Consider the following 14,840-nt stretch of genomic DNA (forward strand, 5'->3'; position numbering starts at 1 on the left):
CCAAGCCCATATGCAGGAGAACGCCGTCCTATGACTCAATGGGTCTACAGCTTCGGTGCCGGCCACAATGAAGGCCGCGCGGACATGCGCAACCTGCTCGGCGGCAAGGGCGCCAACCTGGCGGAGATGGCCAGCATCGGCCTGCCCGTGCCGCCCGGCTTCACCATCACCACGGAAGTCTGCACCTACTACTACGACCACGGGCAGTCCTACCCGCAGGAACTGCAGGACCAGGTCGCGACCGCGCTGGCGCGGATCGAGGATTCGGTCGGCGCGAAATTCGGCGACACCGCCAAGCCGCTGCTGGTCTCCGTCCGCTCCGGCGCGCGCGTTTCGATGCCCGGCATGATGGACACGGTGCTGAACCTGGGCCTGAACGACGCCACGGTGGATGGCCTCGCCGCCGCCTCCGGCGATGCCCGCTTCGCCTGGGACAGCTACCGCCGGTTCATCCAGATGTTCGGGTCCGTCGTTCTCGGTGTCGACCATCACCGGTTCGAGGAGATCATCGAACACGCCAAGATGGAGCGCGGCGTCGACGAGGACACCCACCTGACGGCGGAGGACTGGAAGGGCGTCGTCACCGGCTACAAGGAGATGGTGGCCGAAGTCACCGGCAAGCCTTTCCCGCAGGAGCCGCACGCACAGCTCTGGGCCGCCATCGGCGCCGTCTTCGGCAGCTGGATGAACCCGCGCGCCAACACCTATCGCCGCCTGCACGACATCCCGGCGCAGTGGGGCACCGCGGTGAACGTCCAGGCCATGGTGTTCGGCAACATGGGCGAGGATTGCGCCACCGGCGTCTGCTTCACCCGCGACCCCAGCACCGGCGAGAACTTCTTCTACGGCGAGTACCTGATCAACGCCCAGGGCGAGGATGTGGTCGCCGGCATCCGCACGCCGCAGCCGATGGCCGAGGCCCGTGCCAAGCCGGGCGAGCGCAGCATGGAAGTCGCCATGCCGAAGGCCTACCAGGAACTGGTGGAGGTCCGCGCCAAGCTCGAGGCGCACTACACCGACATGCAGGACATCGAGTTCACCGTGCAGCAGAACAAGCTGTACATGCTGCAGACCCGCAACGGAAAGCGCACCGCCGCCGCCAGCCTCAAGATCGCGGTGGACATGGCCCGCGAAGGCCTGATCGACCGGACGGAGGCGATCCGGCGCGTCGACCCGAAGTCGCTCGACCAGCTGCTGCACCCGACGCTGGACCCGAAGGCGCCGCGCAAGGCGCTGGCCAAGGGCCTGCCGGCTTCCCCCGGTGCCGCCAGCGGCGTCATCGTGTTCTCCTCCGATGAGGCGGAAGCCCGCGCCGCCAAGGGCGAGCCCGTCATCCTGGTCCGCATCGAGACCAGCCCCGAGGACATCCACGGCATGCACGCCGCCCGCGGCATCCTGACCACGCGCGGCGGCATGACCAGCCACGCGGCGGTCGTCGCCCGCGGCATGGGCCGGCCCTGCGTCGCCGGCGCCGGGTCGATCAGCGTGGACTATGCCGGCCAGACCCTGATGGCCGGCGGCAAGCGCATGGCCGCCGGGGACATGATGACGCTGGACGGCGCCACCGGCGAGGTCTTCGCCGGCTCCGTCCCGATGATCGAACCGCAGCTGTCCGGCGATTTCGGCACGCTGATGGAATGGGCCGACGGCGTCCGCAAGATGAAGGTGCGCGCCAACGCGGAAACCCCGCTGGATGCCGAGACCGCCCGGAAGTTCGGCGCGGAGGGCATCGGCCTGTGCCGGACCGAACACATGTTCTTCGACCCGGAGCGCATCGGCGCCGTGCGCCAGATGATCATGGCGGACACCGAGGAAGGCCGCCGCGACGCCCTGTCCCGCCTGCTGCCCTTCCAGCGGGAGGATTTCCTCAAGCTGTTCCGGATCATGGCGGGGCTGCCGGTGACGATCCGGCTGCTCGACCCGCCGCTGCATGAATTCCTGCCGCACAAGGACAACGAGATCGCCGAGGTGGCGCAGAGCCTCGGCGCCGACGTGGCGGCGATGCAGCGCCGCGCGGCGGATCTGTCGGAAGCCAACCCGATGCTCGGCCACCGCGGCTGCCGGCTCGGCCTGACCTATCCCGAGATCTACGAGATGCAGGTCCGCGCCATCTTCGAGGCCGCCGTCGCCATCGGCCTTGAGACCGGCAAGGCGCCGGTGCCGGAGATCATGATCCCGCTGGTGGCGCTGACGCGCGAACTGGAAATCCTGCGCGCCCTGGTGGACCGCGTGGCGCAGGAGGTCTTCGCCGAAAAGCAGACCACCATCGTCTACCAGGTCGGCACCATGATCGAGCTGCCGCGCGCCGCGCTGATCGCCGACCGCATCGCCGAATCGGCCGATTTCTTCAGCTTCGGCACCAACGACCTGACGCAGACCGTCTTCGGCCTGTCGCGCGACGATGCGGGCAAGTTCCTGCCCTTCTATGTCGAGAAGGGCATCCTGCCGAAGGACCCCTTCGTCTCGATCGATGTCGACGGCGTCGGCGCGCTGGTGCAGATCGCCTCCGAGAAGGGCCGGAAGACCAAGCCGGACCTCAAGCTCGGCATCTGCGGCGAGCATGGCGGCGACCCGGCCTCGATCCACTTCTGCGGCGCGACCGGGCTGGATTACGTCTCCTGCTCGCCCTACCGGGTGCCGGTGGCGCGGCTGGCGGCGGCGCAGGCGGCGCTGGCCAGCGGGGGCGGCGACCGCACCGCATGAGCGTGAGGCGGGCACCCTTCGCCCGATGAATCCCCGCCTCGAATCGGTCGGCAACCGCGTGGCGCTGGTCGCCACGCTGGCGCTGCCGCTGCTGCTGATCCATGCGCGCGGCGTGGCGGAAGGCGTGCTGGCGGCGCTGGCCGGCGCCTTCCTGCTGCGCTGCGCCCTGCGGCGGGACTTCGCCCCGTTCCGGGCGCCCTGGTTCCTGGCGGCGCTCGGCTTCTGGGGCTGGCTGCTGCTGTGCACGCTGCTGAACGGCGCGGCATGGGCGCAGATGCAGGCGGCGCTGGGCTGGGTCCGCATTCCGCTGTCGATCCTGGCCTTCTCCGCCTGGGTTCTGGCCGATGCCGAGGCGCGGCGCTGGCTGCTGCGCGCCGTCGGGCTCGCCGTCGCCTGGATCGTGCTGGAGGTCTGGCTGCAATTGCTGGCCGGGCGGGGCATCCTTGGCCATCGGCGCTGGCCGGCGGGCGAATTGCCCGGCCCCTTCACCCGCCCCCGCGCCGGCCCCTTCCTGGTGATCAGCCTGTGGCCGCCGGTGCTGGAGGCGGCGGGGCGCCTGCTGCGCGGCTCCCTGCCGGCGCGCCTCGCCGCCTGGGCGCTGGTGGCCCTGACACTGGCCACGCTGGTCTTCATCGGCCAGCGGCTGCCGCTGGTCTTCGGCCTGTTCGGCTTCGGCATCGCCGCCCTGCTGATGCGCGGCCTGCTCGGCCCGGCGCTGCTGGCGGCGGCGATCGGGGCGGGGGCGCTGGCGGCCTCCGCCGTGGTGGCGCCGGATGCCTTCAACCGCCTGGCGGTGCAGTTCCCGCGCCAGGTCGCCAATTTTCCGGATAGCCACTACGGCCAGATCCTGGCGCGGGGGCTGGAGATGGCGCGGCAGAACCCGGCCTTCGGCCTCGGCGCCAACGGCTTCCGCCTGAACTGCGCCGACCCGGCCTACCATGCCGGCTGGGCCGCCGGGTCCGATGGCGGCGGCGCGGGCATGTGCGTGATCCACGCCCACAACCCCTACCTGGAAGCGCTGACCAGCGCCGGCTGGCCCGGCCTGCTGCTGTTCGCCGGCTTTGCGCTGTTGCTGCTGGCCGCGGTGTTCCGCGGCCTGCGGCGCGGCGGGGCGCCGCTGCGGATCGGGCTGTTCATCGCCACCCTGATCCCGCTCTGGCCGCTCAGCAGCGGCAGCACGCTGGGTGCGCTGCCGAATGGCGGCATGTGGGTGTTGCTGGCCGGCTGGGGCCTGGCGCTGGCCCGCGCCGAGAAGGCTACCCCAGGCAGCGCATGAACAGCGTGGAGGGGTGGGCGATCTCCCCCACCTCCGCCGCCGTCCGCGCCGGGCCGGTGCCCATCGCCGGCACCACCCCGGCGCCGCGCAGGAACTCCAGCGCCTCGTTGCCCTTCACCGCGAAGTTTACGTTCTGCGGGATGTCGCCGGTGCGCTGGGCGACGCGGGCGGCGTTGAGCTTGGAGACGATGACGCCGACCACATGGCCCGCCAGGTCCAGCAACGGCCCGCCGGAATTGCCCGGCTGCACCGGTGCCGAGATCTGGAACTGCCGCTGGTCATCGGCGAGCCCCGCCAGCGCCGAGACCTCCCCGGTTGTCAGCGTCGGGCCGGAGGACAGCATGCCGGCCAGCGGGAAGCCGTAGGTCACCACGCCCTCCCCGCGCCGGATGTTCATCTCCCGCCGGAAGGCCAGCGGCGGCCCGGCCTCCGCCGGCACCTCGACCAGCGCCAGGTCGCGCTGGCGGTCGGTGCGCAGCACGCGGGCGGTCATGTCCGTGCCGTTGGCGGCGCGCACCCGCAGGGCGCGGCAACGATCGACCACATGCGCATTGGTCAGCGCCCGCCCCGGCGCCACGACGAAGCCGGTGCCGGAGGAGACCATGCGCCCGGTCGCTTCCGGCGAGGGCGCCCCCGGCTTGCCCGGAACCGTGGGCGTCATGGATTGGGGCGCACGGGCCTGCGGCGCGGCCGGCAGCGCCGGCGGCTTGCTGGTCGGCAGCGGCGGGAAGGCCCGGGCCTGGGGGGCACCACCCGGCTGCGGCTTGCCCTGGCCAAGCGCATCGCCGCCCGCGAGCAGGGTGAGCAGCAGGGCTGGGATCAGCGCGAGGGGACGTTGCATGTTCCGCCAGCATGCCGAGTGCCGGCCCTCGCGGTCAATCGCCGCTACAGCAGGCCTTCGCGCCGGAAGGACAGGTGCCGGCCATTGCCGACGATCAGGTGGTCATGCACCGCGATGCCGAGCACCGCCGCCGCCGCCTTCACCTCCTGCGTCATCTCGATATCGGCGCGGGAGGGGGTCGGGTCGCCGGAGGGGTGGTTGTGCACCAGGATCAGCGCGGTCGCCTGCAATTCCAGCGCCCGCTTCACGACCTCCCGCGGGTAGACCGGCGTGTGGTTCACCGTGCCGCGCGCCTGCGCCTCATCCGCGATCAGGCGGTTCTTGGAATCGAGGAACAGCAGCCGGAACTGCTCCACCGATTCGCGGGCCAGCGCGGCGGACAGGTAGCCGATCAGCCGGTCCCAGTTGTTCAGCACGGGTTGGTCGCGCACCTCCGCCCGCAACATCCGCAGCGCCGCGCCGTGGACGGTCTTCAGCGCCGCGGTGCCGGCCTCCCCCATCCCCTCCACCTGCTGCAGGTCCCGGGCGGGCGCGGCGATGGCATTCGCGAAACTGCCGAAGCGGGCGAGCAGGGCGCGGGCGATGGGCTTGGTGTCCCGGCGCGGCAGCGCCTGGAACAGCAGCATCTCCAGCATCTCGTGGTCGAGCAGGCTGTCCGGGCCAGCCGTCAGCAGCCGGGTGCGCATGCGGGCGCGATGGCCGAGATGGCCCGGCGGCGGAGCCTCGGACATCCCGTTGTCATCCGCCGGGAACAGCCCGTCGAGCCCGGTACTCGCTTCGGAAAATTGCGGCTTTCGGGCCATCCCAACCCCTCGCTCAGCGGCGAAGGGTGCAACGTCCAGGCGGGATATTCAACCTCTGCGTTCAGGCCCCGAAGGGCGGGCGGTGCAGGCCGGCCGGGGAGACGGTGAAGATTTCCGCGCCATCGGCTGTCACGCCGACCATGTGCTCGAACTGCGCCGACAGGCTGCGGTCGCGGGTCACGGCGGTCCAGCCATCATCCAGCACCTTCACCTCCGGCCGTCCGGCATTCACCATCGGCTCCACGGTGAAGAACATGCCGGGCTTCAGCACCGGGCCTTCGCCGGGGCGTCCGAAATGCAGCACGTTCGGCGGTTCGTGGAAGCGCCGGCCGATGCCGTGGCCGCAGAAATCCCGCACCACGGAAAAGCGGTTGCGCTCGACATAGGACTGGATGGCGTGGCCGATATCCCCGAGCGTCGCGCCCGGCTTGATGGCGGCGATGCCGCGCATCATGGATTCGTAGGTCACGTCCATCAGCAGCCGCGCCTTGGTCGATGGCGTGCCGGCGACGTACATCCGGCTGGTGTCGCCGTGCCAGCCATCGAGGATGACGGTGACGTCGATATTCACGATGTCGCCATCCAGCAGCACCCGGTCGCCCGGGATGCCGTGGCAGACCACGTGGTTGATCGAGGTGCAGGAGGATTTGGTGTAGCCGCGGTAGCCCAGCGTCGCCGGGATCGCGTCATGCGCCAGCACGAAGTCGTGGATCAGCCGGTCGATCGCCTCGGTGGTGATGCCCGGCTTCACATGCGGCGTGATCATGTCCAGCGTCTCGGCCGCCAGGCGGCCGGCACGGCGCATGCCCTCGAAATCCGCAGGGGCGTGGAGGGTGATGCGACGGCTTTCGCCGGCCTGCTGCTCCATGATGTGTGGGACCGTCCCGAAAAGATGCTGATATAATGCGCGAAGATGCGCTGCGGTCCCGCCTGATGCAAGGCATGGCGGGGTTGCGCGGCGGGCTACCCGCCCGGTTTTTCGCCCGTTGTCTGCTCGGTGCTGCCGAGCGCATCCGCCAGCCGATGCGTCGCGCTGCCGGGCCGGGCCGGCTTCTGCTGGCTTTCATGCGGCGCCCAGCCCGTCAGCATCAGCAGCCGCAGGCCGGGCCGGATGCCGTCCTGCCCTTCCGGGAGCGCGGCGGCTGCCATCGGAAACAGGGCGCGCGGCGGCGTGCGCGGGTCGCGGGCCAGCACCGCATTCGCCTCCCCGGCCGCGCGCAGATCGGCCAGCAGGGCGAAGGGCGTGCGGTAGGCAAGCCCCACCTCCTCCGCATCCGCCACCGGCAGCGCGAAGCCGGCGCGTTGCAGCAGGCCGGCGGCATCGCGCAACTCCGGGAAGGGCGAGACACGCGGCGAAAGCCCGCCGCGCAGCGCCGTCTCCGCCTCCGCCAGCGCCTGGCGCAGCGGCTGCAAAGTGCCGAGGCCGGGCAGGGAGGCCAGGAACAACCCATCCGGCGCCAAGGCCCGGCGGATCTGGATCAGCGCGCCGGGCAGGTCGTTGACCCAGTGCAGCGACAGGCTGGCCACGATCAGGTCGAAGCTTTCGGGCGCGAAGGGCAGGAACTCCTCATCCGCCGCTACCGCCAGGCCCCCCGCGCGCGCGGCCATGGCCGGCGAGAGGTCGGCCGAGACGACGGAGGCGATGCCCCGGTCGCGCAGCCTGGGCGCCACCACGCCACGCCCGCCGAGGTCGAGGGCGCGGGAGAACCGGCGCGTCACGTCGTCCAGCCGGTCCAGCAGCCGGTCGGCGCAATCCTCCAGGATCGGCGCCACCTGGTGCACCGTGCCGGCGGCCCTGTCGCGGCGGCGGCGCAGCAGCGCCCGGTCGAAAACCTGCATCGCATCCATCCGGCGGCAGATGCGCCCGCTTCGCCCGGCGGACAAGGCGGGCTAGGCTTCGGGCCAGGCTTTCTGGGACTTTGGGGAGGGACGCATGGTCGCACCGTCGACGCTGAAGGCCTGGCTGCGCGACGGCGCGGAGCTCGCCATCCTCGATGCACGGGAGGAGGGCGAGTTCGGCGCCTCCCACCTGTTCTGGGCGGTGCCCTGCCCGCTGTCCCAGGCCGAGTTCCGCGCCCCCCTGCTGCTGCCGCGCCGCGACGTGCGGGTGGTCTGCACCGATGGCGGGGAGGGGCTCGCCGCGCGCCTCGCCGCAGTGCTGGCGACGCTCGGCTGCACCGACGTGCAGGTGCTGGAGGGTGGCACGCCGGCTTGGCAGGCGGCGGGGTATGAGCTGTTCTCCGGCGTCAACGTGCCCTCCAAGGCCTTCGGCGAATGGGTCGAGCATCACTACGAGACGCCCTCCGTCGATGCGGCGGAACTGGCGGCGATGCAGGCCGCGGGGGCGGATCTGCTGGTGGTGGACAGCCGGCCGATGGCGGAATTCCACGCCATGTCGATCCCCGGCGGGATCAACGTGCCGGGCGCGGAACTCGCCTACCGCGTGCCGGGGATGCTGGCGCGGCCCGGGACCACCGTGGTGGTGAACTGCGCCGGCCGCACGCGGTCGATCCTCGGGGCCGAGAGCCTGCGGCGGGCCGGGCTGCCGAACCGGGTGGTGGCGCTGCGCAACGGCACCATGGGGTGGGAACTCGCCGGCTTCCGCTGCAGCCGCGGCCGCAACGAGAGTTTCGCGCCGGGCATCCCCGCCGATGCCGCCGAGACGTTTTCCCGCGCGGAAAGCTTCGCCGGGGCGGCGGGCGCGGGGCGGATCGACCGGGCCGGGCTGGCGGCGCTGCGGGCGGAGCCTGGCCGCACCACCTACCTGCTCGACGTGCGCGACCCGACGGAGTTCGCCACCGGCCACCTGCCCGGCGCCATCAACGCGCCCGGCGGCCAGCTGGTGCAGGCGACGGACAATTGGGTGGCGGTGCGCGGCGCCCGGATCGTGCTGGTGGACGATACCGGCACCCGAAGCGCGATGACCGCCGGCTGGCTGCGCCAGCTTGGCGGCTGGGAGGTGTCCTGCCTGAGGATGGACAGCCACGAGGCGCTGGAAACCGGGCCCGTTCTGCCCCGCCTGCCCGACGCGCTGCGCCCCGCCGTCCCGCGCATCGCCCCCGATGCGGTGCGGGGCGGGGAGGTGGCGGTGGTGGACCTCGCCCGGTCCCTGGCCTTCCGGGCCGGGCACATCCCCGGCGCGGTATGGGGCGTGCGGACGCGGCTGGATGCGGTCGCGGCGCGCCTGCCGCCCGGCCGCCCGGTGGCGGTCGCGGCACCCTCCGACGACCTGGCGGCGCTCGGCGCGGCGGACCTGCGCGGCCTCGGCATCGCCGATGTGGCGGTGCTGGAAGGTGGCACCGCGGCCTGGAAGGCGGCCGGCTTCCCGCTGGAGGCCGATCGCACCGACCCACCCGACGCTGCCTGCATCGACGCCTACCTGCGTCCCTACGACCGCAACAGCGGGGTGGAGGAGGCGATGCGCGCCTACCTGGCCTGGGAGATCGACCTGGTGCACGCCGTGGAACGCGACGGCGATGCCCCCTTCGGCGCCTGGTAGGCTCCTGCTGGCGCGGCTCGGCGGCGGGCTGCTCGATGCCCTGCTGCCGCCGCACTGCCTGACCTGCGAGGCGGCGGTGGAGCGCCAGGGCACGCAATGCGGCGACTGCTTCCGCCAGCTCGCGCGCCTGACTGCCCCGTTCTGCGCCCGTTGCGGCGTGCCCTTCCTGCATGCCGGGCAGGCCGGGCCGGGCGGGCTGTGCCCGTCCTGCCTGGCGCGGCCGCCGGCCTACGGCATGGCGCGCGCCGCGCTGCGCTACGACGCGGGTGCGCAGCGCCTGATCCTGCCGTTCAAGCATGGCGACCGCACCGACCTAGCGGCGCCGCTGGCCGAGAAGATGGCGCAGGCCGGGGCGGCGCTGCTGGCCGGCTGCGACCTGATCGTGCCGGTGCCGCTGCATTGGCGGCGGCTGCTGTCGCGCCGCTACAACCAGGCGGCGCTGCTGGCCCAGAGGCTGGCGCGCCTGGCCGGCAGGCCCTGCATTCCGGACCTGCTGCGGCGCTCGCGCCCCACGCCGCCGCTCGGCGACCTCGGCGCGGCGCAGCGGGCGGCGCTGCTGGCCGGTGCCTTCCGGCTGACGGCCCGCGGTGCCCGGCGCGTGGCCGGACGGCGCGTGCTGCTGGTGGATGACGTGATGACCTCCGGCGCCACCGCCGAGGCCTGTGCCCGCGCATTGCTGGCCGCCGGCGCGGCTTCGGTGGATGTTTTGGCGGCCGCGCGGGTGCCGGACCCACGACTTCAGGCGGAGGCTTGACCGGAGCCGTGCGGCGCCCGATTTCAAGGGAATGCCGAAGATCGAAATCTACACCCAGGATTTCTGCCCCTATTGCAGCCGGGCAGTGGCGCTGTTGACCCGCAAGGGCGCGGCCTTCGAAGAAAAATACGCCCCGAACGGCTCGGAGGCGCGGCGCGAGGCGATGGCGCGTTCCGGCGGCCGCACCTCCGTGCCGCAGATCTTCATCGATGGCCGGCACATCGGCGGCTGCGACGACCTGATGGCGCTGGAGCGCAAGGGCGGGCTCGACCCGCTGCTGGCGCAATGATCCACTACCAGCTCCGCTGCGCCGCCAGCCATGAATTCGATGGCTGGTTCCAGGACAGCGCCGGCTTCGACAAGCTGGCCGCGGCCGGGCTGGTGGAATGCCCGCATTGCGGCGGCACGCAGGTGACCCGCGCCCTGATGGCGCCGGCGGTCCGCAAGTCCCGCCGCAAGGTCGTGGCGCCGCCGCCGGCGGAGGAAAAGCCCGCCGCGCCGGAACCCGCGCCGAGCAACGCCCTGGTGCCCACCGACAGCGGCGGCATGTCGCAGCGCGTCGCCGCCGGGCCGATCCCGGCGCAGCTTCTCGCCATGCTGCAGCGGATGCGGGCCGAGGTGGAGAAATCGTGCGACTACGTCGGCGACGGCTTCGCCGAGGAAGCGCGCAAGATCCACAATGGCGAGGTCGAGTCCCGCGGCATCTATGGCGAGGCGACCGAGGCGGAGGCGGAGGCGCTGGCCGAGGACGGCATCGACATCGCCCGCCTGCCCTGGGTGCCCCGCGCCGACGGCTGAACCGGGGCGCGCCGGTGCTCGTCTTCAGCTACGGCATCCCGAAATCCGGCAGCACGCTGGCCTTCGAACTCGCCAAGGCCGTGGCCCGCCTCGGCGGTCACCGCCAGCCCCTGCTGGCCGCCTCGCTGCTGCCCGGCGGCCACAAGGTGAACTTCGCGCAGGACCTGGTGGCGGCCGACCTGCCGCGCCTGGCGGAGGCCGCCGCCGGCCGCATCCTGCTGGTCAAGACGCATGCCTGCCCGGGGCCGGAGTGGGTGGCGGCCTACAAGGGGCTGGCCGCGCAGGGCCTGGTCTCGGCGCATGTGAACCACCGCGACCCGCGCGACATCTGCCTGTCCCTGCTCGATGCCAGCCGGCTGGCGCGCGGCCGGGGCGAACGCGCCTTCGCGGAGTTCGTGACGCTGGACGACGCGGTGGCCGGGGTGCGGCGCTACCTTGGCGAGCAGGCCATCTGGGCGGTGCTGCCGCGGGTCCTGCCGCTCGACTACGCCATCTGCGCCTTTCGCATGGCCGACGCGGTGGAGGCCATCAAGGCCGAGCTGGGGATCGCCTGCCCGAACTGGCTGGTACGGCTGTGGGTGCAGCGATTCGCCTTCACCTACCGCAACAAGGCGGTGCCCGCCCGGCACGAGGCGGAGCTGACCTCGGCGCAGGCGGCGTGGCTCGCCCGGGAATTCGCGGCCTGGCTGCCGCGCCGTTAGCAATTCGAATTATCATTGGAAGACACGCCAGGATCGGTTTCGACCTGGCTGGAGCAGTCTGCATCCTCTTCGAGTCAACCGCCTTTCCGCACGACGGATGCCGCGAGTTTCGGGTGGGTTTCTCCACAGCTTTACCCCCGCAAATGTGGAAAACTCTTCCTGTGGCGCCGCGGATACACGAAGGCGTTCCAAAAATATTTTAACGTGCTGCGGGAACACAGAAAGAACACTCCAGCGAGCCCCGGTGCGGCCAGGGGTTCCACAGGACAGGGCACTGCTTATCCCCAGGGAAATCCCCCGAGATGGGGATAAGCCGCCCCTTGACCGGGCGACCTGACCCGGATCGGCGTTCAGCGCCGCGCCATGGCCAGGTAGTTCACCCCCAGGTCCCGCGTCTCAGACCACTGGCCGGTCGGCGACATGCGCATGCCGGCGAGCTCCGTGATCCGGTAGCCGGTCGGGCGCAGCGCGGCGCCGAGCTCGCCCGGCGTGATGAACATCCGCCAGTCATGGGTGCCGACCGGCAGCAGCCGCAGCAGGTACTCCGCGCCGAGCTTGGCCAGCAGGAAGGAGCGCGCGGTGCGGTTCAGCGTGGACAGGAAGATCGGCGCGCCCGGCTTCGCGAGCGCTGCCAGGGCGCCGAGGAACTGCGCGCGGTCCTCGACATGCTCGATCACCTCCAGCGCCACCACCGCGTCGAATTTTTCGCCAACCGCCAGCAGATCCTCGGGGCCACCCTCGCGGTAGTCGATCGACAGCCCGCCGGCCTCGGCATGGGCGCGGGCGGCCGCCAGGGCCTCGCCGGCCGCATCCACGCCGGTGACGTGCGCGCCCAGGCGGGCGAAGGCCTCCGAGGCCAGCCCGGCGCCGCATCCGACATCCAGGATGGACTTGCCGGCGACCCCGTCCAGGCGCTTCGCGATCCAGCCGGTGCGCAGCGGGTTCATCCGGTGCAGGGGCTTCATCGGCCCGTCCGGGTCCCACCAGCGCGCGGCCAGCGCATCGAATTTCTGTCGTTCCCCGGCAACAACCGTGCCCGTCATGGCTGCACTCCCCCAATTATGGTCAGTTGGTCATGGTTGCCCGCCGGCCACGCCCCCGTTATCTGTCCGCCCTCCGGCGAGGCGCAACAGGGGCCGCCCCGCCGAGACCTTCTGACCCACCCCCCGGACCCGCGCATGGCCCGCATCGTGATGAAGTTCGGCGGCACCTCCGTCGCCGACCTCGACCGCATCCGCAACGTCGCCACCCGCGTGAAGCGGGAGGTCGAGGCCGGCCACGAGGTCGCGGTGGTGGTCTCCGCCATGTCCGGCGTGACCAACCAGCTCGTGAAATGGTGCCAGGAGCTGTCGCCGCTGCATGATGCGCGGGAATACGACACGGTGGTGGCGACCGGCGAGCAGGTGACCATCGGCCTGCTGGCCATCGCGTTGCAAACCATCGGCGTCGATGCCCGGTCCTGGCAGGGCTGGCAGGTGCCGATCCGCACCGATACCGCCCATGGCAAGGCCCGCGTCGAGAGCATCGAGGGTGCGCTGCTGATCGAGCGCATGCAGATGGGCCAGGTGCCCGTCGTCGCCGGCTTCCAGGGCATCGCCCCCGACAACCGGGTGACCACGCTCGGCCGTGGCGGGTCCGACCTCTCGGCAGTCGCCATCGCCGCCGCCGTCAAGGCAGACCGCTGCGACATCTACACCGACGTGGACGGCATCTACACCACCGACCCCCGCATGGTCCCGCGCGCCCGGAAGCTGGAGAAGATCAGCTACGAGGAAATGCTGGAACTGGCCTCGGTCGGGGCCAAGGTATTGCAGACACGGTCGGTCGAACTGGCCATGAAGCAGCGCGTGCGGGTGCAGGTGCTGTCGAGCTTCGAGGACAAGCCAGGTTCCCTGGTGGTGGATGAGGACGAAATCGTGGAACAGCCCATCGTGTCCGGCATCGCCTATTCGCGGGACGAGGCGAAGGTGACGCTGCGCCGGGTGCCGGACAAGCCCGGCATCGCCGCCTCCGTTTTCGGCCCGCTGTCGGCGGCCAATGTGAACGTGGACATGATCGTGCAGAACATCGGCGACGATGGCAGCACGGACATGACCTTCACCCTCGGCCGGTCCGACCTGCCGCGGGCGCGGGACCTGCTGGAGAAGCAGGCCGGGGCGATCGGCTACGAGGCGCTGATCGCCGACCCGGACGTGGCCAAGATCTCGGTCGTCGGCATCGGCATGCGGACCCATGCGGGCGTCGCGGCGACGATGTTCAGGACGCTGTCGGAGAAGGGCATCAACATCCAGGTCATCTCCACCAGCGAGATCAAGGTCAGCGTCCTGGTCGCCGCCGACTACACCGAGCTCGCGGTGCGCGCCCTGCACACCGCCTATGGCCTGGACGGGCCGGAGCCCGCGCGGCGGGGGGAGGGCTGATGGACGCCCTTCCGCCGGCAACGCCGCCAGCCGAGGCCTTGGCAAGGATCGACGCGCTGATGGCGCGCGGCGCCGCCTTCTTCGGCACGCGCTACGCCATCATGGGCGGCGCCATGTCCTGGGTCAGCGAGCGCAACCTGGTCGCCGCACTGTCCAATGCCGGCGCCTTCGGCGTCATCGCCTGCGGCGCCATGGAGCCGCCGCGGCTGGCCGAGGAGATCGTCGCGACGCAGGCGCTGACGCAGAAACCCTTCGGCGTGAACCTGATCACGATGCATCCGCGGCTGGACCAGCTGGTGCAGACCTGCATCGACCACAAGGTGGGCCACATCGTCTTCGCCGGCGGCATTCCACCCGGCGCGGCGATCAAGGCGGCGAAGGAGGGCGGTGCCAAGGTGGTGTGCTTCGCCCCGGCGCTCGCGATGGCCAAGAAGCTGGTCCGGTCCGGCGCCGATGCGCTGGTGATCGAGGGCAGCGAGGCCGGCGGGCATATCGGCCCGGTGTCGCTGACCGTGCTGGCGCAGGAAATCCTGCCGCATATCCGCGATGTCCCGGTCTTCGTCGCCGGCGGCATCGGGCGGGGGGAGGCGATCCTGTCCTATCTCGAGATGGGCGCGGCCGGCGCGCAGCTCGGCACCCGCTTCGTCTGCGCCACGGAATCCATCGCGCATCCGAACTTCAAGAAGGCCTTCCTGCGCGGCGCCGCGCGGGATGCGCTGCCGACGGTGCAGCTGGATGAGCGTTTCCCCGTCATCCCGGTACGCGCCCTGCAGAATGGCGGCACCAAGCGCTTCCTGGAGCACCAGGCGGAAACCATCCGCCGGTTCCTGGCCGGCGAGGTCGAGAAGGCCGCGGCGCAGCTCGAGATCGAGCATTTCTGGGCCGGTGCGCTGCGCCGGGCAGTGATCGACGGCGATGTCGAGAACGGGTCGCTCATGGCCGGGCAGAGCGTCGGCCTGGTGACGCGGGAACAGCCGGCGGCGGAGATCGTGCAGGAACTGGTGGCGCAGGCCGCCATGGCCCTGGCGGCACGCGGGGCGTAAGT

General features: G+C 71.5%; 14 protein-coding genes. 9 read left to right on the forward strand and 5 right to left on the reverse strand.

Annotated elements, in window-relative coordinates; genetic code table 11:
• Nucleotides 1-30: 30 nt before the first annotated feature.
• Both ppdK and ACFHPP_RS03150 read left to right on the forward strand, forming a co-directional pair.
• Entirely contained in the window at nt 31-2,703 is a 2,673-nt protein-coding gene (gene ppdK, locus ACFHPP_RS03145) for a pyruvate, phosphate dikinase (protein WP_437161811.1), read from the forward strand.
• Between the two features lie 25 nt (nt 2,704-2,728).
• Nucleotides 2,729-3,979: an O-antigen ligase family protein gene (locus ACFHPP_RS03150; protein WP_437161812.1), complete on the forward strand. Its 1,251-nt coding sequence runs from the start codon at nt 2,729-2,731 to the stop codon at nt 3,977-3,979.
• Here the strand turns inward: ACFHPP_RS03150 and ACFHPP_RS03155 are convergent.
• The 4 genes from ACFHPP_RS03155 to ACFHPP_RS03170 all read right to left on the reverse strand — a co-directional run bounded on the left by ACFHPP_RS03155 (nt 3,960) and on the right by ACFHPP_RS03170 (nt 7,462).
• Nucleotides 3,960-4,820, reverse strand: coding sequence for a S1C family serine protease (locus tag ACFHPP_RS03155; protein WP_437161813.1), 861 nt, complete (start codon nt 4,818-4,820; stop codon nt 3,960-3,962). The genes ACFHPP_RS03150 and ACFHPP_RS03155 overlap by 20 nt on opposite strands.
• 44 nt (nt 4,821-4,864) lie before the next feature.
• Nucleotides 4,865-5,551: a RadC family protein gene (radC, locus tag ACFHPP_RS03160; protein ID WP_437161814.1), complete on the reverse strand. Its 687-nt coding sequence runs from the start codon at nt 5,549-5,551 to the stop codon at nt 4,865-4,867.
• 133 nt (nt 5,552-5,684) lie between these two features.
• The gene (gene map / locus ACFHPP_RS03165) at nt 5,685-6,491 is read right to left on the reverse strand and encodes a type I methionyl aminopeptidase (protein WP_437161815.1); all 807 of its coding nucleotides are present in this window, start codon (nt 6,489-6,491) and stop codon (nt 5,685-5,687) included.
• Between the two features lie 95 nt (nt 6,492-6,586).
• A complete protein-coding gene (locus ACFHPP_RS03170) occupies nt 6,587-7,462 on the reverse strand; it encodes a methyltransferase domain-containing protein (RefSeq protein WP_437161816.1) in 876 nt (291 codons plus the stop codon).
• A 94-nt stretch (nt 7,463-7,556) separates the two neighbouring features.
• Between ACFHPP_RS03170 and ACFHPP_RS03175 the strand changes: the two genes are divergently transcribed.
• The 5 genes from ACFHPP_RS03175 to ACFHPP_RS03195 are packed head-to-tail and all read left to right on the forward strand — an operon-like array spanning nt 7,557 to nt 11,375.
• Nucleotides 7,557-9,122, forward strand: a complete 1,566-nt coding sequence (locus ACFHPP_RS03175) for a rhodanese-like domain-containing protein (protein WP_437161817.1) — start codon at nt 7,557-7,559, stop codon at nt 9,120-9,122.
• Complete coding sequence (locus tag ACFHPP_RS03180; protein ID WP_437161818.1) at nt 9,100-9,876, forward strand: ComF family protein; 777 nt, start codon at nt 9,100-9,102, stop codon at nt 9,874-9,876. The genes ACFHPP_RS03175 and ACFHPP_RS03180 overlap by 23 nt, the downstream gene beginning before the upstream one ends.
• Nucleotides 9,877-9,907: 31 nt before the next feature.
• The gene (gene grxC / locus ACFHPP_RS03185; RefSeq protein ID WP_437161819.1) at nt 9,908-10,165 is read left to right on the forward strand and encodes a glutaredoxin 3; all 258 of its coding nucleotides are present in this window, start codon (nt 9,908-9,910) and stop codon (nt 10,163-10,165) included.
• Nucleotides 10,162-10,674: a DUF1178 family protein gene (locus tag ACFHPP_RS03190; RefSeq protein ID WP_437161820.1), complete on the forward strand. Its 513-nt coding sequence runs from the start codon at nt 10,162-10,164 to the stop codon at nt 10,672-10,674. Before grxC ends, ACFHPP_RS03190 begins: the two co-directional genes overlap by 4 nt.
• A 14-nt stretch (nt 10,675-10,688) precedes the next feature.
• Complete coding sequence (locus ACFHPP_RS03195; RefSeq protein WP_437161821.1) at nt 10,689-11,375, forward strand: hypothetical protein; 687 nt, start codon at nt 10,689-10,691, stop codon at nt 11,373-11,375.
• Between the two features lie 350 nt (nt 11,376-11,725).
• Here ACFHPP_RS03195 and ubiG read toward each other — a convergent pair whose 3' ends face one another.
• Nucleotides 11,726-12,418, reverse strand: coding sequence for a bifunctional 2-polyprenyl-6-hydroxyphenol methylase/3-demethylubiquinol 3-O-methyltransferase UbiG (gene ubiG, locus ACFHPP_RS03200; RefSeq protein WP_437161822.1), 693 nt, complete (start codon nt 12,416-12,418; stop codon nt 11,726-11,728).
• Nucleotides 12,419-12,553: 135 nt separating this feature from the next.
• Between ubiG and ACFHPP_RS03205 the strand changes: the two genes are divergently transcribed.
• Together ACFHPP_RS03205 and ACFHPP_RS03210 are read left to right on the forward strand one after the other, a co-directional pair.
• Nucleotides 12,554-13,795, forward strand: a complete 1,242-nt coding sequence (locus ACFHPP_RS03205; protein WP_437161823.1) for an aspartate kinase — start codon at nt 12,554-12,556, stop codon at nt 13,793-13,795.
• A complete protein-coding gene (locus ACFHPP_RS03210; protein WP_437161824.1) occupies nt 13,795-14,838 on the forward strand; it encodes an NAD(P)H-dependent flavin oxidoreductase in 1,044 nt (347 codons plus the stop codon). The genes ACFHPP_RS03205 and ACFHPP_RS03210 overlap by 1 nt, the downstream gene beginning before the upstream one ends.
• Nucleotides 14,839-14,840: the final 2 nt, after the last annotated feature.

The sequence above is a fragment of the Falsiroseomonas sp. E2-1-a20 genome, assembly GCF_051433195.1.
In the GTDB taxonomy this organism is placed as follows: Bacteria; Pseudomonadota; Alphaproteobacteria; order Acetobacterales; family Acetobacteraceae; genus Falsiroseomonas.

Bases quoted from the DNA above. Each gene is read 5' to 3' on its own strand.
- ubiG (WP_437161822.1), bottom strand. From the start codon at position 12,418: ATGACGGGCACGGTTGTTGCCGGGGAACGACAGAAATTCGATGCGCTG.
- ACFHPP_RS03155 (WP_437161813.1), bottom strand. From the start codon at position 4,820: ATGCAACGTCCCCTCGCGCTGATCCCAGCCCTGCTGCTCACCCTGCTC.
- grxC (WP_437161819.1), top strand. From the start codon at position 9,908: ATGCCGAAGATCGAAATCTACACCCAGGATTTCTGCCCCTATTGCAGC.
- ACFHPP_RS03210 (WP_437161824.1), top strand. From the start codon at position 13,795: ATGGACGCCCTTCCGCCGGCAACGCCGCCAGCCGAGGCCTTGGCAAGG.
- ACFHPP_RS03180 (WP_437161818.1), top strand. From the start codon at position 9,100: ATGCCCCCTTCGGCGCCTGGTAGGCTCCTGCTGGCGCGGCTCGGCGGC.
- map (WP_437161815.1), bottom strand. From the start codon at position 6,491: ATGGAGCAGCAGGCCGGCGAAAGCCGTCGCATCACCCTCCACGCCCCT.
- ACFHPP_RS03150 (WP_437161812.1), top strand. From the start codon at position 2,729: ATGAATCCCCGCCTCGAATCGGTCGGCAACCGCGTGGCGCTGGTCGCC.
- ACFHPP_RS03170 (WP_437161816.1), bottom strand. From the start codon at position 7,462: ATGCAGGTTTTCGACCGGGCGCTGCTGCGCCGCCGCCGCGACAGGGCC.
- ACFHPP_RS03175 (WP_437161817.1), top strand. From the start codon at position 7,557: ATGGTCGCACCGTCGACGCTGAAGGCCTGGCTGCGCGACGGCGCGGAG.
- radC (WP_437161814.1), bottom strand. From the start codon at position 5,551: ATGTCCGAGGCTCCGCCGCCGGGCCATCTCGGCCATCGCGCCCGCATG.
- ppdK (WP_437161811.1), top strand. From the start codon at position 31: ATGACTCAATGGGTCTACAGCTTCGGTGCCGGCCACAATGAAGGCCGC.
- ACFHPP_RS03190 (WP_437161820.1), top strand. From the start codon at position 10,162: ATGATCCACTACCAGCTCCGCTGCGCCGCCAGCCATGAATTCGATGGC.
- ACFHPP_RS03205 (WP_437161823.1), top strand. From the start codon at position 12,554: ATGGCCCGCATCGTGATGAAGTTCGGCGGCACCTCCGTCGCCGACCTC.